This is a genomic window from Exilispira thermophila (assembly GCF_055389015.1).
On sequence record NZ_AP042476.1, the window covers coordinates 1,493,917 to 1,515,640 of the forward strand.

Below are 21,724 nucleotides of genomic sequence, written 5' to 3' on the forward strand. Positions count from 1 at the left end.
TATAACTGGAATTAAATAAGGAGGATATACATGGAAGAACAAATAAAAAAAATAAAAGACTTTGTTTATGCACATGAAAATGAAATTAAACAATTGTTAAAAGACTTTGTTAATATAAACTCAGTAAATCCAAGGTCAGGAGGTCCTGGAGAAGAAAATGTTGCATCTTTTTTAGTTAAGTTTTTAAAAAAGAATGGATTTGATGAAGTAAAAGTTCTTGAAGCTGATGATAAAGAATATGGAAAAAGACCAAATATTATTGCTACTATAAAAGGGAAAAAACAGGATAAAAAAGTATGGGTAATTGCTCATATGGATAAAGTTCCTGAAGGGGATATAGACTTATGGGATACTGATCCATTTGTAGCTACAGAATTAAATGGAAAAATTTTTGGAAGAGGTTCTGAAGATAATGGACAATCACTTGTTTCAGGAATTTATTCAGCAATAACTTTAAAATCTTTAGGAATAACTCCTGAATATGATATTAATATTACACTTGTATCAGATGAAGAAACTGGATCTGATTATGGGATTAAATTTTTAGTTGAAAAAAATCTATTTTCAAAAGATGATCTTATCATAGTGCCTGATGCAGGGGAACATGATGGTTCATTTATTGAAATAGCTGAAAAATCAATATTATGGATAAAAATTGAAAGTTTTGGAAAACAAGCACATGCTTCAAGACCAGATTTTGGTTTAAATGCAACACGAATAGGAATGTTATTTGCAACTGAACTTGATAAATATTTTCATACAAAATATGATTTAAAAGATCCTATATTTATACCAGATTATTCAACTTTTGAACCAACTAAAAAAGAGAAAAATGTTGATAATGTAAATACTATACCTGGATATGATGTTCAATACTTTGATGCAAGAATTTTACCAGAATACAATATTATTGATATAAAAAAAGATATTGAAAATTTTGCTGATAATTTTATGAAAAAACATAACTGCAAAATAGCTGTATCATATGAACAGGAAAATCAAGCACCAAAACCAACTCCTATTGATTCTGAAGTTGTAGTTAAGCTAAAAAAAGCAATTGAATTAACAAGAGGGATAAAACCTAAAACAGGTGGTATTGGTGGAGGTACCTGTGCTGCAATTTTAAGATATAAAGGATTACCTGCAGTTGTATGGGCAACAATTGATGAAATGGCACATCAACCTAATGAATATGCAAGAGTAAAAAATTTATTAGATGATACAATTACTTTTGCTACTTTTTATATTCTATAATATTTATAATTAAGTAATACATTTATTTGATTTATCTATTTATTAAAATTTATTTAAATTGACTTTTTCAGATTTACAAAAAATTATGTTTAATACTTTTTTTAAATATTTAAAATTGTTAGATTATGCAATAGTTACATATTTTTCCTCATCTTCACGAAATAAGGTCAATACTGGCTTTGCTATATTTTTTTCTTTTCTTGCCTCCCCACCTGGACTTTTTATTATCTCAATTTTATTATTTTTTATAAATTTAAATCTTTTTATTGATTTTATTTTAACAGGAACAATTTGTTTTATTACTGTTAAAATTTTAAAAATAATTTTCAAAAGAATTAGACCAATTGAACATATTTATAATGATAATGTTGTTCCTATGGATAGATATTCATTCCCTTCTGGACATGCTGCAGCTTCTTTTTCTTTAAGTATAATATTAATCTATTTTTTTCCACACCTTACAATTTTGTTTATCTTAATTGCTGTATTTATTTCAATTTCAAGAGTATATTTGTTATTCCACTATTTAATAGATATTTTAGCTGGAGCTATATTGGGAATATTTACAGGATTTTTTACACATTTAATAGTTTTTCCAAACTTAAATAAATTTATTTATCCTATTATCAAAACTATAAAAGATTATTTATTCTAATAAAATTATTTAAGCAAATTTTTATAATTATTACAATTATGTTATAAGTATAAAACTATATCATTTGACTAAATACTAATATTATATTATACTTTTTCTATAATGATTTTCATTATTAAAATGTTAATTAAAATTGTTTTTAATTCAGGAGGAAAAGATGCGTGATTTAACATTGAAAGAAATACTTGAATATGCAGCAAGTATTGAAAAAGAATCATTTAACTTTTATACAAATGCATTAAAAGTTGCTGAGGAAGGGAAAGTAAAAGACCTTTTAAATAAACTTGCAAATGCTGAAATTGGCCACTTAAATAAAATAGAATTAATTATGAAAGAAAAAATAACTTCAAAAAAAGAACTTGAAAGAACTTTCAATACTGATGATAAATACATTACAGAACTTATACAGGTTCCAGAGTTAAAAAAAGGATTATCTTTAAAAGAGATACTTGAACTAGCATTAGGAAGAGAGGAAAAAACTTTTGAAACTTATTCAATGTTTTTATCATTAACAAACTTACATGAAGATGCTATAAAATTATTTGAAGACCTTAAAGAACAGGAAAAACAACATGTAGAGATAATTACAAAAAAATTAAATTCTTTATAAAATAAAAAAGAGGCTTTCCTGAAAATAAAGGGATAGCCTCTTTTTTTTATTATATTAATTCAGCATTTTTTAATTCTTGCTCAATAATTTTTTTAGAAGCATCAGTTACTTCAACAAGAGGTTTTCTTAATTCTCCATTTAAAAGGCCCATAACTTTTAAAGAATATTTTACAGGAGCTGGATTAGTTTCAATAAACATTGTTTTTATAAGATTAAACAATTTAAAATGATAAAGTTTTGCTGTTTCATAATCACCTTTAAAAAAATTATGTACAAGTTTAGCCATATATTCTGGGGCAACATTAGAAACAGTACAAACAACCCCTTTTCCCCCTATCGATAGTAATGGAAGAGTTAAAGTATCTTCACCAGATAGAAGATCAATATCAGGAGCTAAAAATCTTATTTTTGTCATAAGATCAAAATTTGAGTTTGCCTGTTTAATAGCTACAATATTTTTTATTTTTGATAAAACTGCAACAGTTTCAGGTAAAATGTTAACTCCTGTTCTTCCTGGTACATTATACATAATAATTGGTTTTTCAACATTTGAAGCAATTTCTTTATAATATTCTATTAAACCATTCTGCGATGGTTTGTTTGCAAAAGGTGTAATAACTAAAAGTCCATCAACATCCATTTTATCAATTGTTTTTGAATATTTTAAAGCAATTTCTGTGTTATTTGACCCAGTTCCAGCAAGTACTTTGAAATTCTCATCTTTATACTTTAAGGCAATTTTAATTAATTCAATTCTTTCTTCTAAAGCAACTGTAAAGGATTCACCAGTACATCCACCAATTAATATACCATCAACTTTTGCTTTCTTTTGCCTTTTTACAAGTTTATCGAAAGCTTCAAGATCAATTTTATCATTTTTAAATGGGGTGACCATTGCAGTATAAACACCTTTAAACATATTCTCCTCCTATATCTAAACCTTTAATTAAATTTACTTTTAATTGATAATAATAGATAAATCAAAATATTCAACAAATAAAAAGTTATAATAATTTTAAATACGATTTTTATCTTGATTTAAAGTATAAATCTATTAATTTATAAAAGTGGTTGTAGATTATTTTATTTTAACATCATTTTTTGAACAGAAAAATAAAATTATTCCTATTCTTGAAAATACTATAGAAAAATACAAATTAGAACTTTTTTTATCTTCTGACCATATATTTCCTTTTACACAGGAGAAACTTGAAAAACATTTTCAACATAAAAAAAATAGTGAAAATTTAAAATTTATCCCCTCTATATTCTTAGAATGTTTTTATAAAGGGGAAATTTATCCCATAACAGTTACATTTGAAAATTTTAAATCTATTGAAAAAAATAAAAAAATCAAAAATTTTTTATTCCAGGAAGTTGAAAATAGAAAAACCAAAATTATCGATTTATCTAACGAACTTCAAAAAAAATATGATTTAATTTATAACTATGTGCCAAATTCTACTTATTCTATATTTAACATATCCAGGAACATACTTTTAAACAATGAAAATATTATAAATTTCAAAATTGATAAATATTTACTTGGTACTAAATCAGAAAGGCCAATTTTAAATCTTACTAAAGATATTCTTTCATTTAAATTAGATTCTTATTCTACATTTTTTACAGATTTAGAACAACTTTTTGAATTATTAAATACTACCTTTCATAGTATTAAGGATAATAATGTAAAAGTTTTTTTAAATATTTTATCAGGAAACTATAAAAAGGAGCAATCAAAATATTTAAATTTTGATTTTAGTGGAATAATTTTAGAAAAAAATGATTTTATAAAAATTAAAGATGATGTGATTTTTAATAAAATAAAAAAATTTCCTGCATCCTACTTTATCTCTGAAAAATTTTCTCCCACAATTTCAGCTGGATTAAATGTAACAACTTAAAAATTTAAGTTTCAATTAAAAATTTAAAAATAAATGTTAATTTAATCACTGATAAATTTGGTTATTTTTTTAACTTATGTGTTTCTAATTTATGTATTTTAAATATTTATATAGTTTAAACAATTATCTTTTAAATTATTTATCTTACCTTTTTAATTTGATTATATATTTTATTAACTTGAATGAACTATAAGTTTGATTTCAATAATGAAAGTTATTAAAAATACTATAAAAAGAATTATAATTGAAAGATTTAAGCTTAGCATTTCATATAAAAACAATCCTAATTTATAGTAGAAAGCATTAATATAAAAATACAAAGGATGAATAATAAAATACAATGAAATTAAAAAATATAATATATGTATAAATCCAGGAAATTCATTTCCTTTTAATCTGTTTTTAATTGCATATACAAATAAACCAAAAACATACAGGATAAAAACAAGGTAAAATACTATTCTTTTAATCAAACTATTTTGAATAATTTTAACATTATAACCAATTGATCTGTAATAATTAATAGATCTGAAATAAAAAGGAATAGAAAAATATTTCTGGTTTCCAATTAAAAATAGATTTGATAATTTATTAAAATCAAAATTATCTTTAAATTTTTTATTTTTGTATTCTACATTTTTTACAATAAGATAAGAACCAACCTGTTTCCCATATTTATAATAAGACATCTTTCCATTTTTTATGTCATATAATTTTATATTATAAAAAAATATTTGATCAAAATAGTTAACAATTTTTTGAGAATAAAAAATAAGATCCCTATTATTCTCATCTTTAATAATATAGACAATATCAAAAGTACCAGGGAAATTTTTTAACTCTTCTGCTCTATCAATTAAGAAATCAAGTTGTTCATATAACTTTTTTGCTTCCAGGTAATACCCTAAAATTGATTTATCAGCAGGATATTTATTTTTGAGATACTTAAAAATTTTATATGCTTCAACATATTTTTTTTGTTTTAGAAGTTCAATCCCCTTCGCTTTCAGGTTTAATTTTTCCTTATTTATTTTATTTACTGTAGTTTTATTTTTTTCATATAGTTCCAGAGCTTTCTTATATAATGATTTTGCCTTTTCATCTGTTGTAATTAATTCCAGATATTTTTCCAAATAATATGCTGAAAGAAGATATTCTTTTTTATTAAAGTAATATAATCCTTTTGAATATAATCCTTGAACATCAATTTTTTTCCCTTCATTAGTTTCAGATTTTTTTTTACCATGATAAATATACTTTTCTCTTTTTAAATCAGTTATTTTATCTGCAATCTCTTGATTTGTAGGTTCAAAAAATAAATATTTCTGATAATATTCTATAGACTTAACAAAATTTTTATTTTTTTCTGCAAGTTTTGCCAATTTTAAATATGTATAGGACAAATTTGTTATTAATTTCATATTTTCAATTTTTTTGGTAATTGAAGGAGAAATAAATTCATTTAAAATAAAAATAAACAAAAATACTATAGAAAAAATAATGAAAAAAGAATTATATATCTGTTTTTGATTTATTGAAGCTATCTTTGATTTTACCATTTCAATACTATTTAAAACATTAAAGTTTAAAATAATATAAAAAATAAAGATATAAACAGTTAAAGAAAATGAAGAATTTAGGGAAGATAAAAAGATATAATTGTTTTTAAAACTTAGAAGAACTGTTTCTATATCAAAAGTTAATTTATAATAAATAAAAAAGTAAATAAATATCAAAATAATAGGTAAAATAAATAATAAAATAAAAAAAGTAAAATTTCTTGATTTAAAACTATTCATATCAAAAACTCTATCTTCTTATTCTTCCTAACATTTTTTTCTTTAATATTCGATTATTCTCAATTAAAATAATTATTATATCAATAATAAAAAACAAAATTACTGGAAATAAATATATATAAAGTTTCTTTATTTTTAAATCAATTAAATAATAAACTGTAAAATGAAACGATAGGAGAAAAAGGAAAAGAAATACTAATCCTAAAAAAACATATAAAAATAATTCACTAAAACTCCATTCATCAAAACTATATATTCCTGGCAATAGAATGAATAGAACTAATATTACAAAATAATATATAAGATAAAAAAATTTATTATTTAATAATAGAAATTTGTAAAATTCATTAAAATAAAATGTAAGTTTATCAAAATATTTTATCTTTTTCTTAATTAGATTTGATTTTTTAATTTTGAAATTTATTTTATCAACAAATTTTCCTTTTGAATAAAGCAATATTTCATTTGAATTAATATTATATTTATAAACATAAATATTAAAATTACCATTTTTAATTCTAATTATTTTATTATTTAAAAAATAATATCTATTACCTTCAATATTATAAATTACCCCTTTTTCAAAATAAGTTTCCCCCTTTTTAATAACTGGAGAATATGCATTTTTTATTTTTTTTATCATTGATGGAGAATTTAAAATAAAGATGTATATAGGGGTTATAAAAATGATATTTAAAATAATAATTGATACAAATGATCTTATTAACATTATTTTTTTTCTTACAAAAAATGAAGTTAAAAATGAAGTGAAAATTATTACAGATGGAAAAAAGAGGTAAAAAAATGAATCAATTTTTATTAAAATTAGTTTTATTAAATTAAAATTTTTATATACTACTCTATAATGAACAATATCATCAAAATATATTATATAAAATACAATTAAACCTATAATTGAAGTTATAATTAAAGTAATTAGAAAAATTTTTATAATACTTATAAAAGACTTAAAAAATTCTTTCATTTGTTTAACTATCGACAATTAAATAATTATTACTTTAATATAATTTAGAATAAATAAAAAAATCTAATATAATTTACAATAAAATAGAAATATTTTATCTTTTTTACCTATCCTTTATATAAATATCCTGAATTAAATAGCTTCTAGTTCTTCTTTTTATTTTCTTTAATATAATACCTGTTGGAGAAACTATTTGTGTATAGCCTGTATTTGTTGCCCTTAAAGCATAAATTCCATTTTCAGCAGCTCTTACTCTGGATAAAGTTGAAGATTGAAAAAGACCTTTTGTATCATCAAAATAAGCATGATTGGTTAATATTAATAAAAAATCAACACCATGATCTACATAATATTTATTCAAATCATATGATATCTCTTCATAACACATTGTTATCCCAAATTTTCCAACAGGTAAATCAAAAATGACCTTCTCTTTACCAGCTTTAACATCATAATCATATGGCAATGGCAGAACTGAATCGTACCTTCCTACAAGTTTTCCCTCTGGATCAAAAACAACAGCAGTATCAAGATTTGCATATCTTGGATGATTATGTACCCAGGGAGAACAACCTGTAACTAAATAAATTTTTAAGTCTCTTGTTAATACAGATAATTTATTAAAAATATCTTTGTTTTCAAAAGGATCTCCAGGAATTGCATATTCAGGCCACACAGCTAAATCAAACTTTTTTTCTTCATATGCTTTTCTTGTTAAATCAATATAGTTATCTAAAATTATATTTACCATAGATTTTCTTTGTTCCCATGATTGAGGATAATTACCCTGAAACAAAGCTACTGTTACTTTTTTCTTCCCCTCTTTTATATTTGCATACTTATAGGAATATGAGTATGTAAATGTAAAAAATAAACCATATAAAATAAGTAACAAAATTCCAATTTTCCATTTTTTCTTAACAATAAATATATATGCAATTACCTGATTCATAATTAAAATAATAAAAGTTATTCCATAACTTTTAATATATTTTATAAAAGGAGCAGATGTTGGGAAAAAATAGACCCAATTAAAAAAATAACTTCCAATTGGAAGTTTATCAAAAAAGTAAACAAGAATAATCCATATAGTGCTGAAAATACCAGTAATTTTATATTTCTTATAAATAAGGTAATCTATGTATAAAGAAACAGAAAAATAGAAAAAAAGGAAAAATGATGCTAAAAAAACAAGATAAATAGAATATGTTTTTACCCAGGCAAAATAAAAATAATTACTTAAAACAATGTAGTAAATATAATGTATAATAAAAACACTAAACTTCTCTTTATTAGTAAGCATTAGATAATAAGTTAGAAAAAAGAAAAACATAAAAATCAATATAAAAAACATACCCAAAGTTACAGCTAGATTTAACAAAACAGCTGAAATTGTAAGAAGTACAAAATAAATAATGTTATTTTTTAAATTAGACCCTTTTATAAGATTTATATTGCCCATAATTTCACCTTATAATTGCTTTTTCTAAAAATTAATATACATTTTTTTTTGTTAAAATAAAGATTTAATATAAAAATAAAATTTTAACAATTAAACAAAATTATCAATTAATAAAATATATTATTAAATATTATTAAAAAATAAACTAACATTTTTAATAATAAAAAAAATTTAATATAAAACAAAAGATAAATATCTAAAAATATATGATGATTAAAAAAGATTAAAAATAGCTAATAAGGTGAAACATTAAAAAATTAATAATTTAAAGTTAAAATGTAATTTAAAATTACCTGAAAACTAATATAAATATTAATATAAAGATAAACTATAAAAATAAAATATTAAATTAAAATAAAAAAAGATTAAAAATAAATAACATGACCAATAAAGACATTAATTTTGATAAAATTTCTTCTATAATTTCAAAAAACCCTGAACAAACTTTTGAATTTGGAATACAATTTTCAAAAAAAGTTGTTATCCCTTCAATCATAGTTTTAGAAGGTGATTTAGGTGCTGGTAAGACCCTTTTTGTTAAAGGGTTTGCTAAAGGGTTAAATATTAATGAAAATATCGTTTCTCCAACTTTTACAATACTAAATCAATATAAAGCTAATTCAGTAATCTTAAACCATTTTGATTTGTACAGAATTAATGATTTTGAAGAATTATATTATATTGGAATAGAAGATTTTTTAAATGATGAAAATGCTATTAATATTTTTGAATGGGGAAATCAATTTATTGAATATTTTGAAGAGTATAATATAAATATTATAAAAATTAGAATCGAAATTTTATCTAACTTTTCAAGAAAAATTTCAATAGATAGAATAAACCAATAAACAGGACTAATCGATGAAGCTTATTTTTTGTGATACATCAACTGAAAAATTATATTTAGCAATAAAAAATAATTCATATTCGGTTCAAACTATAATTGATACAGGTTTTACTCATACTGAAAACCTGGCTTCTATTTTTGATTTTAATTTTAAACTATCAAAAATTGAAAATATACAAAATATAGATTATATTATCCTGGGAGAAGGTCCTGGTTCATTTACTGGAATTAGAATCGCTTACTCATTTTTTAAAGGTCTTGCAATAAAAGATAAAATTCCATTTATTGAACTTCCTACCCTTTTTCTTAATTTCCTTTCCATCTCACTAAAGAACAAAAATTCTCTATATATACCTCTTATTTATGGTAAAAAAAATCGTTATTATGGGAAAATCTTTCCTTTTTATTCTGACACTGAAAATTTGATTAATTTAGTAAGCGAAGAAGGTATCTTTGATTTAAGTCTGGATGAAATTTTAAAAGCAATTTTAAAATACATATCTGCATTAAATGTTGATAAGCAAAATAATTTAAAAAATATAAATTTCTACCTAAATAAAAAATATCATAAATTAATTGATAAAAATTATATTGATAATTTTTTTAAAAATAATTTTAATATTCAGAGAGTAAATAAATTAAATTTAAAAACTGATAATGTTATTAAAACAAACATTTTTGATTTTAATATATCACCTGAAAAAATTTTAGATTTTGTTGACAATAACATTAATAATTTAAATATTAAAAGTATAGATAAAATAGAGCCATTCTATGCAAGAAAACCTGATGCAGAGATTAAAAAAAACTAATAAAGTAAAAATTTTAGAAATCAATTTAAAAAATGATTTTAACTATAAATTTGATACTCAACCAAGAAATAATGACTTTTTAAAAAAAGTTAATTTACAAAATTTGATTTCCAATACCACCAGCACTAATAACTTTATAAAACTAGATGAACTTAATAATTTTCTATATGTTATAAAAGTTTCTAATAAATTCTATGGCCCTTTTTTCTGGGATGAAGAATTTAAACCAATTTCAATTCCTGCTTATATATTAAATATTAATGATCCCAACAAAAAAATTTTCTTACTAAAATTATTTAAAACAAAATTAAAAAGAATAAAATTAGATCTTAAAATAGATAATAATAATTTAATAACAATCTTTATAAATCAAGAAAATGAAATTGAACAAAATAGAAAATTATTGGATAAACAAGAACTAGAATTCTTCATTAAACAAAAAGTTAAATTAAATAAAATTCTCAACAATAACCAAGAAGTAAAAATTGAATTGTTTGAACAAATAGCAAATGAATTATTTAAAACTTTTTTCCCTGAAAACCTTTTAGCTAACAACATACTTTATATCTTTAATGTTGATAAACTTTTATCTTCTGTCCCTTTAGAATTAATAAATTATCTTTTGATTAAATACAATTCTTTTGCTATATTTGAATATAAATTTGTAAATCAGTTAACCAAAATTTATCATAATTATAAAGAAATCAAGGGTCATAATTATTTAGACTTAAAAAATAGTAATACCCTTAGAGACAATAAAAATTATTATAAAAATAAAAACAATAATTATAATGATTATGATAAAAAAGATAATAAAAATTCATATTTAAAAAGTATATATATTTATTCAGATCCTGAACCATATAATATTAAAGAAGAGATTAAATTTGTATCGAAAATCGATAATATAGACATTTTAAAAATCTTTGATTTTTACGAACTTGTAGAAATTTTAAATAAATACAACAATATCATTTTTTCAGGACATGGTTTATTAAAAAATAATATAAACACTATTATTATTAACAATAAACCTTTTCCAATTTCATATATTAAAAATATACCAAAATCACCAGATTTTTTCTATTTTTCAAGTTGTCTAACAACAACAGGATTTTTTAATAATAATTTTTACATAAGTTTATTAAAAAAAGATCTATCAGAATCATTAACAACACAATTTTTAATTAATGAAAAATTATCATTTTCATTTTTCAAAGATTTTATTTCAAGTTCTAAAATTCTTAATTATCCATTGATAAATTATATTTACTCATTATTTAAAAACTATAACACTTTCTCATTTATTAACAAATATACCATACTTGATAATAATTTAGAAAAATACTTTGATTTTATCATCTAAAGTAGAAATAGAAAATTCTTTCAAACTTAATCTTTTTTCTATTGTTTCCCCTTTTCCAATATTAAATTTTAAAATAATGTTATCATCTTTATCTAAAATAAAAATTTTACTTTCTTCCAATCCTATAAAAATTAAAATACTTTCATCCCTCTCTTTATTCTTAATAATTTTAACAAATAAATTGTTTAGTTTTGTTTTAATAATATGATTTTTTAAAGTTGTAACATTACCTTTAACAGCAACTAAAGATAACTCATATTCCGGTTGTTTACTAAAAAATAAAAAAAGAGGATTATCAAACTTTGAATCTGAAGGGAAATATATAGTTTTAACTTTTTTCATATATACATGTTTAAGATAATAATCAAGTTTTGATAATTCTATAAGTTTATTAGAACACTCTTCGCATTTTAATAGATGTTTATTAAACCTTTCTTTTTCATCTTCAGTAACTTCGTTATAGATCATTTTCAAAATCTCTTCTATTTTTAAATGCATGGTAAAAATACCTCACCCCTTTTTTAATATAGACAAAATTTATTTAAAAAAAGTTACAATTTTTAAAAAAAATATTTAAAAAAATTTCAAAACTTTACAAAATCAACTCTTAAAATTATCACTATGTTTATTAAATTCATTTTTTAACTTATTCTTAATTCTTGCAAGTCTTGTTTTAATTCCATTTTTTGATCTATTTATTAATGATGCTATAATATCCAGATCTCCATAAAATAAAATTGACTCAAGTTCTTTTTTATACTGTAAAGATTTTTCTAATGTCCTTGAATGTAAAATTCGATTATAAAGAACTTCTTTTCTTTTATATTTGTTCAAGTTTTTTTCTCTAAATTTAAGTATTATATTATTAATCTCTATAGGAGATTTATTAAGGTTTTTAGAGATGAAAATCAACCATTTTCCATCTATTATTTCATAATTATAAAGCAAAAATATCACTTTATCATCATCATTTAATTTTTTTAAATAACTATTAATTAATTTTTTATATTTATTGGAATCTAAGTCTTTATCTATCTCTAAAATATTTTTATCAACAATATCAGAATAAATTTTTTTAAAATCAATTGCTGAATCATTTACAGAATCAATAGAAATTTCATTAAAAACATTTTTTTTATACAAATTGCTCTTGTTTTTGATAAAATTAAAAAAATTATTTCTAAGAACTATATAAAAATAACTTGAAAATTTCCCTTGAAATGTAAACTTTTTTAAAACAAGTTCAAACCTTTGATACATATAAACAACAAAATCCTGTATCAAATCATCATCAAAATAACCTTTTATTTTAGGATATGATTCAATAAGAGGAAATAATAATTCAAAAATTTTATCTTTTACTTTTTTTTCTTCAAGATTTTCATTTTTTTCTTCTTTAATCTCATTCAAAATTTTATCAACTTTTACATAAAGGTGCTTCAAATCCAATTTCTGTTCCTCTATTTACTTCTGATTTTATTATCAATTTAAACTTATGTATATCTATTATTCTATTTGAAATAGATAATCCAAAACCTATACCAGAAGATTTAGCACTATCTGTATAAGATACCTGATAAAATTCATCTTTAATTTTATCAATATGTTTTTTACTTATACCTATACCATTATCAACAACCTTAAAAAAAGCTTTATCTTTATTTTTCTCAATTACTACATTTATGGGATTGTTATTTTTATTAAATTTAATCGCATTTGAAATTAACTGTTCAATAACAATTTTCAATAAATCTTTATCACAATTTATAAAAACTTCATCAGATTCTGTTGTAAAAATTATAGTAACATTGGACTCTTCAAAACTATTTATAATATCCTTTACAAACTTAACTAAATTAGTTTTTTTAAAATTAAAATTTCCCATTTTACTTGAAATTTGTACAAAAGTAAGCAAATTATCAATTATGTTTTTTAAACTCTTAGAATTTTTATAAATAACTTCAACTGCTTTTAATTGATGATTATTTAATTTTCCAAAATCTTCATATTTTAAAAGTTCTGAATATCCCATAATAGTAACAAGAGGAGTTCTAAATTCATGAGTAATGTTATGAAGTAAAGATGTTTTCATTTTATCAATTGTTTTTAAATCATCATAAGCTTCAGTTAATCTTGATTGAGATATCATTAATTGTTTGTAAATTAATTGTTGATTTAAAAATACAGCTAACTTATCTAATAAAACAGTAACAAGATTTTCTTCAACATCGCTAAATACTTTTTTCCCTTTTCTTCCTATAAAAAGAATCCCTATAACTTCATCATTAAAAATTATTGGTAATAACAATGCTCGAGATAAATTTTTTAAAAAAGGAAAATCTTTTATATCATCTTTTGAAATTTTTAGAAAATTAATAGGAGTTTTGAAATTAAACAATATTGAATACCCTTCACTATATGGATTAATCTCCTTTACTTTAATATTAACTCTATTTACTCCTGCTCCAATAATAAAATAAAATTTATTATTGTTTAAATCTTTAAGATAAATAGCACCTTTTTCAAGTTCAAAATTAAAAAAAATCCTTTCTAAAAATCTTTTACAAATTTTTTCTTCTGAACTTAAATCATTTATAGAATTTATAATCTCAAGAATAGTATCATTGTAATATTTAAATTGAATTTGTTTTTTATATCTCATAATATTTGCACTTACTAACTCTATAATTAATTTATTTTAATTTAAAAATTTTTTGTAAAATAAGAAAGAGCTCCCTCTGTTAAAAAAGGTAATTCATTTTCTTTTTGAGTAATAAAAAGATCTACACCAATAAATATATCCTCTTCAGGTAATTTGTTTTTTATCTTATTAAAAATAAAATTATCAATAAAAAAAATGCATTTTTTTTCTTTCTTATTTATAATATTTTTAAAAAAAAGATCTTCATTAAAACTAACAATCTTACAAAATTGAAAACTATGAATTGCAATATCGGTAAACACTTGCTCAGTAGATAAATTTATATCAGCTTTTTGCTTAATAAGATAATTAATATTTTTAATATTTGAAAAAGAGAGAAAAATTTGATTTATTCTTTCTTCAATTCTACTCATACTTCTTAAATTAAATTTTTGCTTATAAAATTCAAAAACATCTAGCCAATTAATTTGAGCATATCCATCTTTTAAAGATTTATTAATAATAAACTCTTTATCTTCAATTGGAGTCCAGAAATCTTTAATAAGATTCAAATTATCTTTTTTCTTATTAAAAATCAGCAAAACATAATTTTCATAAAATTGATTATTATAAAAACAGGATCTTTTCTGTTTTTTTATAACAATACCAGAATATTTTTTTTGAAATCCAAATAATGAATAAATGTCAAATAAAAAATCCTGTCCTTCTAAATTGTAAATAATATTAGAAACTATAAAAAGGGATTTAAAATTTTGATTTACTTTGATTTCACTTAATGCAAAATCCAGATCTGTTTCAAATATTAATTGAAAAAAATAATTACTGGGGAAAAGAACCTGTATGACTTGATTTTTTGAAAAACAACTTAGATTATCTATTAAAATAAAAATCGTATTTTTTTTATTGGATGCACCTTGATATATCTCTTTTAACATAGGAGAAAAAGCTTCATTGTAAAAAATAATTTGAAAACTATTTTCAGGGATATTATTTAGAATATCCATGAACTTCTTTTTATTTTTATAATTTATACATCTTACTTCCATAAAGAATCATATCCAATCACTTGTTTTGTTCATCATGCCATTTTAATAAAATATTATATGATGGGATTTCAATATAATCTCCTACCTGTAAATTAACATCATCAAACCATCCCTGGTTAACTTCAAGAGCATATTTGCAGGGATATATTGACGATATAGTATCTAGAGAAAATGGTTTCATATCATAAATACCAATAACCACTCCATTAGATCTAATAAAAGCAATAGATAAAGGAATCGAAGTATCTTTCATCCAATAATACAAAACTTTTTCAGTATTATAAACAAAAAGCATTCCATGATCTTTTTCAAGTTTTTCTCTTTTTGATAATCCTTTTGCTCTTTCAGAAGGTGTTAAACTAATTTCAATATAAAGTTTTTTCCCTTTTATTTTTAAAAAATGGTCATTAGAACAGCTTAGTAAAGTTAAAACAATTAAAACAATAAATAACAGTAATATTTTTTTTCGCATACAATATTTAAAATACTTATTTAATATTTGTCAATAGAATACAAAATTTAAATTGCATAAAAATAATAATTATTTAAATTTCTTCCAACATACCGAAACTTAAAAAGGAAGGTTTTTTATACTGTCAGAATTAAATAAAATAATAAATAATTCAATTTAACTCTCAAAAAGTGAAAATAACATGGTTAGAAAAAGAAGAAAAAAGAAAAATTTAAATTTACATGTTTTTATTATTCTTATACTTATAACTATTATGGTTTATTCAGGTTATCTTTTTGTTAATTTTTTAAAAGAAAATGATATAATTGAATCAAACAAAAATAACACAATACAACAAAACCATACAAACAAAGATAATAATATTAATGAAAACAATAAAAAAAATACTTTTAATAACATACTAAATGAAATAAAAAATAGTGAAACAAAAAGCGCGAATAACAATAATGATAATCAATCAAATTCAAATTTAAAAAACAATAAAGATAAAGTAGGTTTTCTTACAAAGATATTAAATTTTTTTAAAAAGAATAATAGTAATAAAAATAAAAAACAGCAAACAAACAATAATGAAAATTATTCTAATAATAACGTTAGTAATGAAACAAAATTTGATAAAAATTTAAATACAGATACATCAAATGAAAATGATATTTCCAAAGAAATAGTTACAACTCAAAATACTGACTCAAATGATAACCTTACCAATGAAAATAATGATTCTCTACCTGAAAATACAAGTGATGATAATAAAAATCAAAAAATTTCTGACCAGAACATAAACAAAACTAGTACTGAAAATGTTGATAAAGAGATAAAAACTGAAAATAAGATAGATGAAACAATTCATTATGGAAATTTTAATGTTTATTTATGTGTAGTTCATGATGATGGAAGCTTGGAATTAAAAAAAGTACCTGCTAAAATAAAGTATACAGATTCACCTATTTTTGCAACAATTTCATATCTTGTTAATTTAAAAAAAGAGGGTTATTTAAACCTCATACCTGAAGGTACTTCCTTAAAAGAAGCATGGATAAAGAATGGGATATTATACCTTAATTTTAACAAAAACTTTTTACATAATTCATATGGATTGAAAGCAATTGATGCACAGATAAAACAAATTGTAAAAACAGCATTGCAATTTAAAAATGTAAAAGGTGTTAAATTTCAAATAGAAGGTAAAACTCAAAAATATTTTTCAGATGAAGGATATATTCTTGATGTTATATTTAAATAATTAGTTATAAACATAATTTAGTTATGGCTTTAATTAAAAAAGGGATATTAAAGATTTAAAAGATTCAACAAAAAGTTAATATTTGTCAAATCAATTAAATCGAACACAATTTATATTCTCTTCATCTATAATTAAATTAATATTTAATTATCTATTTTTTTAAAAACAATTGTCATTTTAAAAACAAAAGAACATATATTACTTTGTAGCTGATGAAGTTAATAATAAAATTTGGAATTATTAGTGTTTGATTAAATAGTTTAAATTAATATATATTCTAATTAAAATTTCTCGACTGGATTACAGTTGCCAAAGGCTGAAGAGATAAAAATAATATATTTCCTTCAATGTTATAAAAGATTACCTTTTATGGATACATAACTGTACTAAGGAGAGAAATTTTAATTAGGATATAATTAACTCTTTATTTTTTAAAATCTCAATAATTTCAATTTTATTATTAACAAAAAGAAATTTTTCACTTGTTTATTAATTTTTTTTTATTATTTTAAAGATGATTTTTTTACAATAGTTTAACATTAAGTTAAATAAAAATAAAATTTTTATATTTTTAAAATATTTATAAAATTTGATATTTTAAATCGACTTTGTAAATTTGTGATTTAAAAAAAAATTATAAAAGGAACTTTTAAAAGGGTTATTTATATTAAATAATTAGAAATGTTAAAAAGGAGTATTAAATGGGAAATTATCCAAAATTGAATTTAGAAAACAATTTTAAAGAGTTTGAAATTGCAAAAAACCTTGTTCCTGGTGGGGTACTTGGTATTAGAAGACCATATAATTTTGTTGAAGGTGAATATCCAATTTTTTTTGATCATGGAAAAGGGGGAAGGATTGTTGATATTGATGGAAACGAATATATTGATTTTCTCTGTGCATACGGTCCTATTATTTTAGGTTATAGAGAAGAAGAAGTTGACAACGCTGTTATTGATCAGATAAAAAACAAAGGTTTTTGCTTTTCATTAACACAAACTTATCAAAATAAGCTTGCTATGAAATTTCAGGATTTAATTCCATGTTCAGAGATGACAGTTTTTGTTAAAACTGGATCTGATGCTACAACTACAGCAATTAGACTCTCAAGGGCTTTTACAGGAAAAACTAAAGTTATGAGATGTGGTTATCATGGCTGGCATGATTGGTGTGTTGAAGTAAAAGGTGGCATACCTAAAAAACTTTATGAAGATGTATTTGAGTTTAAATATAATGATATTGATTCATTAAAACAACTAATGGAAACCCATGGTAAAGATACAGCTGCAATTATCATTACCCCAATTGGTCATCCTCTTGGAGCAAAAGTTGAAGAGCCTAAAAAAGGATTTTTAGAAGAAGTTAAAGAAATAGCTCAAAAATACAATGCTGTTTTAATCTTTGATGAAATCCGAACAGGATTTAGAGTTTCCTTAGGAGGTGCCCAAAAAATATACAATGTAACTCCTGACTTAGCTGTATTTGGAAAAGCTTTAGCAAATGGTTATTCAATTAGTGCTGTAACTGGGAAAAAAGAGATTATGAAGATGGGTGAAAAAGAGGTATTTATCTCTTCAACTTTTTTTCCAAACAGTATTTCATACATTGCTGCATTAAAAACAATTGAGATCATTGAAAGAGATAATGTTTTAGAGGAAATAAAAAGAAAAGGAGAACTTTTCCTAAAACTTGTTGATAAAGCTATAAAAAAATATCCTGAGTCACAAGCTGAATTAAGTGGAATTCCACAAATGCCATTTATAACATTTAAAAAAGATCCAGAAAAAATTTACAAAAAGAAAAGAGAAGTGTTTTATACACAATTAATAAGAAGAAAAGTTTTTTTACAACCTTATCATCATGGTTATATTGCATATAGACATACAGATGAAGATATCAAATTTGCAGCTAAAGCAATAGAAGAATCTTTGGAATATATAGTAAATAAATTTTAATTAAAGTATTTAGCTACTAAACTTTATAATACTGTTTTTAAATATCTTTTTACTAATTTTAAAATTGATTCAATTTTCCAGATAAAACTTCAACAAAATAAAATAAATAAACTGTTAATATTATTTCTAAATGTTAGTAATTTAGCATTATATAATAATTTATTGACATTTTGAAAATTTAATTTAAATAAAGAAAGATGTTTACGCAATATATTGAATTTTTACAGGCTATTCCACTTTTTCAAAATTTAGATAATAATAAGTTTTCTACTCTTTTACCCTATTTTCATGTACAAAAATTTGAAAAAGATTCATTAATAATAGTAGATAATTCTGAAAAAGATTTTTTCTATATTATTTATGAAGGTAAAGTTGAAATTTATAAAGAATATGAAGATTACAAAGAAGTTCTTGCTATTAAGGAAGCAGGTGAATTTTTTGGGGAAATGGCTTTTATAGATAACTTTAAAAGATCTGCTTCTGTTAAAGCTAAAACAGATGTTATTTTAATATCTTTAGATAAATCAGGTTTTTTTAAAATTCTTTCTTTTCCAGAAGTTACAATTGCAATACTTAGAAACATAACAAAAGATCTAAGAAATCAAAATAATACCTATGTTAAAAAACTTAAAAATGAAATTGATTCTTTAAAAAAATCACAGATTAATCTATTACTTAAAGAAAAAGAAAATATTCTATATGATATTTTAATAAAATATCTTTATGAAATGAAAAATCCAATTACTGTTATTAATGGATTATTAGAATTATATCAAAAACTAGATCTGGATATACAGGAAAAAGAAGAGATATTTCATTCATTAAAACATGAAATTAAAGTAATTGAAGAAACTATATCTGATTTACTATTTTATTCAAAAAATAATTATAAATATAATTATACAAAAATTTATACCAATAATCTTTTTACTGACATTATTGAAAATATTAAAAACTATACAAAAAATCTTAATATTAAAATTATTGCAGATAATAAATGTAAAAATGAAAAGTTATTTGTAGATGAAAAATATATTAGCAAATCAATTATTCATTTAATAAAATATTTAATTTCAATTGCAGAATCTAAAAAAAATAAAATTTTAGAAATAAATTTTTATAACAACCATAATCAATTTAACATTGATTTAATGATGCATGGTATTTATATCCCATTTGAATCTGATGAAATTATTTTTAATTATGATGATGTTAATTTTTTATCTGATAACTTTAATTCTTTTGATCTTCCAATTTCAACTAAAATTATATCTGATCACAAGGGATTAATAAAATTACAAAATAAAAACAATCAATCCATTTTAAATATTTCCTTACCTTTATTACACTAATCTTTAATTAATTATTCCTTTAAAACTTATACTTAAAAAAATACCATACCATATGTATAAAAATTATATAAATTCATCCTAATTCTAGTCCTAAAAATTTGACATAATTAGTAAATAAAATATTATAAAAATATGAATAAATTAAAGATGAAAGCTTTTAAATTTGAAAACAACAAAATTATAAAAATTGAAAAAAAAGTTCCAGAAATTAATCAGGGTGAAGCTCTTATAAAGGTTAGATACTCAGGTATTTGCAATACTGATATTGAACTTTTTAAAGGATATTATAATTTTAATGGAATCGCTGGCCATGAATTTATTGGAGAAGTAGTTAAATCCTCCAACAAAAAACTTATAGGACAAAGAGTTGTTGGTGATATTAATATTGCTTGCGGAGAATGTGAATACTGTAAAATAGGGATGTTTAAGCATTGTAAAAATAGAAAAGTTCTGGGAATTTTAAACTGGGATGGTGCTTTTTCTGAATACATAAAACTTCCTGAAAGAAATCTTCATATTGTTAATTCCTCAATAAGTGATGAAGAAGCTTGTTTTACAGAACCTTTAGCAGCTGCTTTAGAACCTACTCAACAATATAAATTCTCATTTGATAAAAATATACTTATTCTTGGTGATGGAAAACTTGGTCTTTTAAGCACATTAGGATTGAGTTTTTTTTCAAACTCTCTATTGCTTGTTGGTAAACATAAAGAAAAACTGGAAATCGCTTCTAAAAAGGGGATAAAGACTTTATTGCTTGAAGAAGCTTACAAAAAACTAAAAGATACAAAATTTGATGTGATTATTGAAGCAACTGGTTCAAATTCAGGACTTGATTTTGCATTAAACTATATTAAACCTAAAGGGATAATCTTTTTAAAAACAACAATTCACAATAATATTTCTATAAATATTTCTAAAATTGCAGTTAATGAAATCAATATTGCAGGGTCAAGATGTGGTAATTTTGACCAATCTTTGAAGTTTTTAAAAAATAAAATTGTTGATGTTAAACCTTTAATACAAAATATTTATAAATTTGAGGATTTCCCTGATGCTTTTTCTGAAGCCTCTAGAAAAGGTAGCTTAAAAATATTGTTAAAATATAGTTAATGATTAAATGTTTTTTACAATTATGTTTTATAACCAAAATAAAAATTTATCTAAAATTTTTCAATTAGTTTTCTTTTTTATTTACATATTGTTTTCTTCTTTGATATACAATTTGTATTTTGAAATATAATATTAATTTTATTTTTGTTTTCTTATATATTTTTTTTAAATAAAATCTTTTTAT

General features: G+C 21.6%; 20 protein-coding genes. 11 read left to right on the forward strand and 9 right to left on the reverse strand.

All coding sequences use genetic code 11. From position 1 onward, the window contains the following. The first annotated feature begins 30 nt into the window (after positions 1-30). The 3 genes from ACZ5EC_RS06330 to ACZ5EC_RS06340 all read left to right on the forward strand — a co-directional run bounded on the left by ACZ5EC_RS06330 (position 31) and on the right by ACZ5EC_RS06340 (position 2,519). Positions 31-1,254 carry a M20 family metallo-hydrolase gene (locus tag ACZ5EC_RS06330; protein WP_464304108.1) on the forward strand — a complete coding sequence of 408 codons (1,224 nt, stop codon included), beginning with the start codon at positions 31-33 and terminating at the stop codon, positions 1,252-1,254. Positions 1,255-1,339: 85 nt separating this feature from the next. Continuing rightward, positions 1,340-1,909, forward strand: coding sequence for a phosphatase PAP2 family protein (locus tag ACZ5EC_RS06335; RefSeq protein WP_464304109.1), 570 nt, complete (start codon positions 1,340-1,342; stop codon positions 1,907-1,909). Positions 1,910-2,066: 157 nt separating this feature from the next. Continuing rightward, entirely contained in the window at positions 2,067-2,519 is a 453-nt protein-coding gene (locus tag ACZ5EC_RS06340) for a ferritin-like domain-containing protein (RefSeq protein ID WP_464304110.1), read from the forward strand. 49 nt (positions 2,520-2,568) lie between these two features. Here the strand turns inward: ACZ5EC_RS06340 and dapA are convergent, their stop codons facing one another. After that, positions 2,569-3,438 (reverse strand): 4-hydroxy-tetrahydrodipicolinate synthase, encoded by an 870-nt coding sequence (gene dapA / locus ACZ5EC_RS06345; RefSeq protein ID WP_464304111.1) that lies wholly within the window; start codon positions 3,436-3,438, stop codon positions 2,569-2,571. Between the two features lie 148 nt (positions 3,439-3,586). On the opposite strand from dapA, the gene ACZ5EC_RS06350 reads away from it, so the two are divergent. Beyond that, entirely contained in the window at positions 3,587-4,426 is an 840-nt protein-coding gene (locus tag ACZ5EC_RS06350) for a hypothetical protein (protein ID WP_464304112.1), read from the forward strand. Between the two features lie 173 nt (positions 4,427-4,599). On the opposite strand, the gene ACZ5EC_RS06355 is transcribed toward ACZ5EC_RS06350, so the two are convergent. The 3 genes from ACZ5EC_RS06355 to ACZ5EC_RS06365 form a co-directional block, all read right to left on the reverse strand. Beyond that, a complete protein-coding gene (locus tag ACZ5EC_RS06355; protein ID WP_464304113.1) occupies positions 4,600-6,225 on the reverse strand; it encodes a hypothetical protein in 1,626 nt (541 codons plus the stop codon). A 10-nt stretch (positions 6,226-6,235) separates the two neighbouring features. After that, positions 6,236-6,868, reverse strand: a complete 633-nt coding sequence (locus ACZ5EC_RS06360; protein ID WP_464304114.1) for a hypothetical protein — start codon at positions 6,866-6,868, stop codon at positions 6,236-6,238. A gap of 445 nt (positions 6,869-7,313) precedes the next feature. Continuing rightward, complete coding sequence (locus tag ACZ5EC_RS06365; RefSeq protein ID WP_464304115.1) at positions 7,314-8,672, reverse strand: nitrilase-related carbon-nitrogen hydrolase; 1,359 nt, start codon at positions 8,670-8,672, stop codon at positions 7,314-7,316. Between the two features lie 380 nt (positions 8,673-9,052). Between ACZ5EC_RS06365 and tsaE the strand changes: the two genes are divergently transcribed. Genes tsaE through ACZ5EC_RS06380 form a run of 3 tightly spaced genes read left to right on the forward strand, consistent with a single transcriptional unit; the run spans position 9,053 to position 11,697 of the window. Further along, positions 9,053-9,520 carry a tRNA (adenosine(37)-N6)-threonylcarbamoyltransferase complex ATPase subunit type 1 TsaE gene (gene tsaE / locus ACZ5EC_RS06370; RefSeq protein WP_464304116.1) on the forward strand — a complete coding sequence of 156 codons (468 nt, stop codon included), beginning with the start codon at positions 9,053-9,055 and terminating at the stop codon, positions 9,518-9,520. A 13-nt stretch (positions 9,521-9,533) separates the two neighbouring features. Beyond that, positions 9,534-10,331 carry a tRNA (adenosine(37)-N6)-threonylcarbamoyltransferase complex dimerization subunit type 1 TsaB gene (tsaB, locus tag ACZ5EC_RS06375; protein WP_464304117.1) on the forward strand — a complete coding sequence of 266 codons (798 nt, stop codon included), beginning with the start codon at positions 9,534-9,536 and terminating at the stop codon, positions 10,329-10,331. Continuing rightward, a complete protein-coding gene (locus ACZ5EC_RS06380) occupies positions 10,294-11,697 on the forward strand; it encodes a hypothetical protein (protein ID WP_464304118.1) in 1,404 nt (467 codons plus the stop codon). Before tsaB ends, ACZ5EC_RS06380 begins: the two co-directional genes overlap by 38 nt. On the opposite strand, the gene ACZ5EC_RS06385 is transcribed toward ACZ5EC_RS06380, so the two are convergent. The 5 genes from ACZ5EC_RS06385 to ACZ5EC_RS06405 all read right to left on the reverse strand — a co-directional run bounded on the left by ACZ5EC_RS06385 (position 11,668) and on the right by ACZ5EC_RS06405 (position 15,877). After that, positions 11,668-12,195, reverse strand: a complete 528-nt coding sequence (locus ACZ5EC_RS06385; RefSeq protein ID WP_464304119.1) for a zf-HC2 domain-containing protein — start codon at positions 12,193-12,195, stop codon at positions 11,668-11,670. The genes ACZ5EC_RS06380 and ACZ5EC_RS06385 overlap by 30 nt on opposite strands. A gap of 102 nt (positions 12,196-12,297) precedes the next feature. Continuing rightward, positions 12,298-13,146: a hypothetical protein gene (locus tag ACZ5EC_RS06390; RefSeq protein WP_464304120.1), complete on the reverse strand. Its 849-nt coding sequence runs from the start codon at positions 13,144-13,146 to the stop codon at positions 12,298-12,300. Beyond that, the gene (locus ACZ5EC_RS06395; protein ID WP_464304121.1) at positions 13,115-14,359 is read right to left on the reverse strand and encodes a sensor histidine kinase; all 1,245 of its coding nucleotides are present in this window, start codon (positions 14,357-14,359) and stop codon (positions 13,115-13,117) included. The genes ACZ5EC_RS06390 and ACZ5EC_RS06395 overlap by 32 nt, the downstream gene beginning before the upstream one ends. A 41-nt stretch (positions 14,360-14,400) precedes the next feature. Further along, a complete protein-coding gene (locus ACZ5EC_RS06400) occupies positions 14,401-15,405 on the reverse strand; it encodes a hypothetical protein (protein WP_464304122.1) in 1,005 nt (334 codons plus the stop codon). Positions 15,406-15,421: 16 nt separating this feature from the next. Beyond that, positions 15,422-15,877: a DUF192 domain-containing protein gene (locus ACZ5EC_RS06405; protein WP_464304123.1), complete on the reverse strand. Its 456-nt coding sequence runs from the start codon at positions 15,875-15,877 to the stop codon at positions 15,422-15,424. Between the two features lie 181 nt (positions 15,878-16,058). On the opposite strand from ACZ5EC_RS06405, the gene ACZ5EC_RS06410 reads away from it, so the two are divergent. From ACZ5EC_RS06410 to ACZ5EC_RS06425, 4 genes are all read left to right on the forward strand, one after another. Then, a complete protein-coding gene (locus ACZ5EC_RS06410) occupies positions 16,059-17,120 on the forward strand; it encodes a GerMN domain-containing protein (RefSeq protein ID WP_464304124.1) in 1,062 nt (353 codons plus the stop codon). Between the two features lie 701 nt (positions 17,121-17,821). Further along, complete coding sequence (locus tag ACZ5EC_RS06415) at positions 17,822-19,075, forward strand: aspartate aminotransferase family protein (protein ID WP_464304125.1); 1,254 nt, start codon at positions 17,822-17,824, stop codon at positions 19,073-19,075. 197 nt (positions 19,076-19,272) lie between these two features. Then, complete coding sequence (locus tag ACZ5EC_RS06420; RefSeq protein ID WP_464304126.1) at positions 19,273-20,427, forward strand: cyclic nucleotide-binding domain-containing protein; 1,155 nt, start codon at positions 19,273-19,275, stop codon at positions 20,425-20,427. A 132-nt stretch (positions 20,428-20,559) separates the two neighbouring features. Further along, positions 20,560-21,540: an MDR/zinc-dependent alcohol dehydrogenase-like family protein gene (locus ACZ5EC_RS06425; protein WP_464304127.1), complete on the forward strand. Its 981-nt coding sequence runs from the start codon at positions 20,560-20,562 to the stop codon at positions 21,538-21,540. Positions 21,541-21,724: the final 184 nt, after the last annotated feature.

What these genes read in the sequence shown, in the direction of transcription:
- ACZ5EC_RS06405 (WP_464304123.1), bottom strand. Translation starts at nt 15,877, where the DNA reads ATGCGAAAAAAAATATTACTGTTATTTATTGTTTTAATTGTTTTAACT.
- ACZ5EC_RS06330 (WP_464304108.1), top strand. Translation starts at nt 31, where the DNA reads ATGGAAGAACAAATAAAAAAAATAAAAGACTTTGTTTATGCACATGAA.
- ACZ5EC_RS06355 (WP_464304113.1), bottom strand. Translation starts at nt 6,225, where the DNA reads ATGAATAGTTTTAAATCAAGAAATTTTACTTTTTTTATTTTATTATTT.
- ACZ5EC_RS06420 (WP_464304126.1), top strand. Translation starts at nt 19,273, where the DNA reads ATGTTTACGCAATATATTGAATTTTTACAGGCTATTCCACTTTTTCAA.
- ACZ5EC_RS06415 (WP_464304125.1), top strand. Translation starts at nt 17,822, where the DNA reads ATGGGAAATTATCCAAAATTGAATTTAGAAAACAATTTTAAAGAGTTT.
- tsaE (WP_464304116.1), top strand. Translation starts at nt 9,053, where the DNA reads ATGACCAATAAAGACATTAATTTTGATAAAATTTCTTCTATAATTTCA.
- ACZ5EC_RS06410 (WP_464304124.1), top strand. Translation starts at nt 16,059, where the DNA reads ATGGTTAGAAAAAGAAGAAAAAAGAAAAATTTAAATTTACATGTTTTT.
- ACZ5EC_RS06380 (WP_464304118.1), top strand. Translation starts at nt 10,294, where the DNA reads ATGCAAGAAAACCTGATGCAGAGATTAAAAAAAACTAATAAAGTAAAA.
- dapA (WP_464304111.1), bottom strand. Translation starts at nt 3,438, where the DNA reads ATGTTTAAAGGTGTTTATACTGCAATGGTCACCCCATTTAAAAATGAT.
- ACZ5EC_RS06425 (WP_464304127.1), top strand. Translation starts at nt 20,560, where the DNA reads ATGAATAAATTAAAGATGAAAGCTTTTAAATTTGAAAACAACAAAATT.
- ACZ5EC_RS06365 (WP_464304115.1), bottom strand. Translation starts at nt 8,672, where the DNA reads ATGGGCAATATAAATCTTATAAAAGGGTCTAATTTAAAAAATAACATT.
- ACZ5EC_RS06385 (WP_464304119.1), bottom strand. Translation starts at nt 12,195, where the DNA reads ATGCATTTAAAAATAGAAGAGATTTTGAAAATGATCTATAACGAAGTT.
- ACZ5EC_RS06400 (WP_464304122.1), bottom strand. Translation starts at nt 15,405, where the DNA reads ATGGAAGTAAGATGTATAAATTATAAAAATAAAAAGAAGTTCATGGAT.
- ACZ5EC_RS06395 (WP_464304121.1), bottom strand. Translation starts at nt 14,359, where the DNA reads ATGAGATATAAAAAACAAATTCAATTTAAATATTACAATGATACTATT.
- ACZ5EC_RS06335 (WP_464304109.1), top strand. Translation starts at nt 1,340, where the DNA reads ATGTTTAATACTTTTTTTAAATATTTAAAATTGTTAGATTATGCAATA.
- ACZ5EC_RS06340 (WP_464304110.1), top strand. Translation starts at nt 2,067, where the DNA reads ATGCGTGATTTAACATTGAAAGAAATACTTGAATATGCAGCAAGTATT.
- tsaB (WP_464304117.1), top strand. Translation starts at nt 9,534, where the DNA reads ATGAAGCTTATTTTTTGTGATACATCAACTGAAAAATTATATTTAGCA.
- ACZ5EC_RS06360 (WP_464304114.1), bottom strand. Translation starts at nt 6,868, where the DNA reads ATGATAAAAAAAATAAAAAATGCATATTCTCCAGTTATTAAAAAGGGG.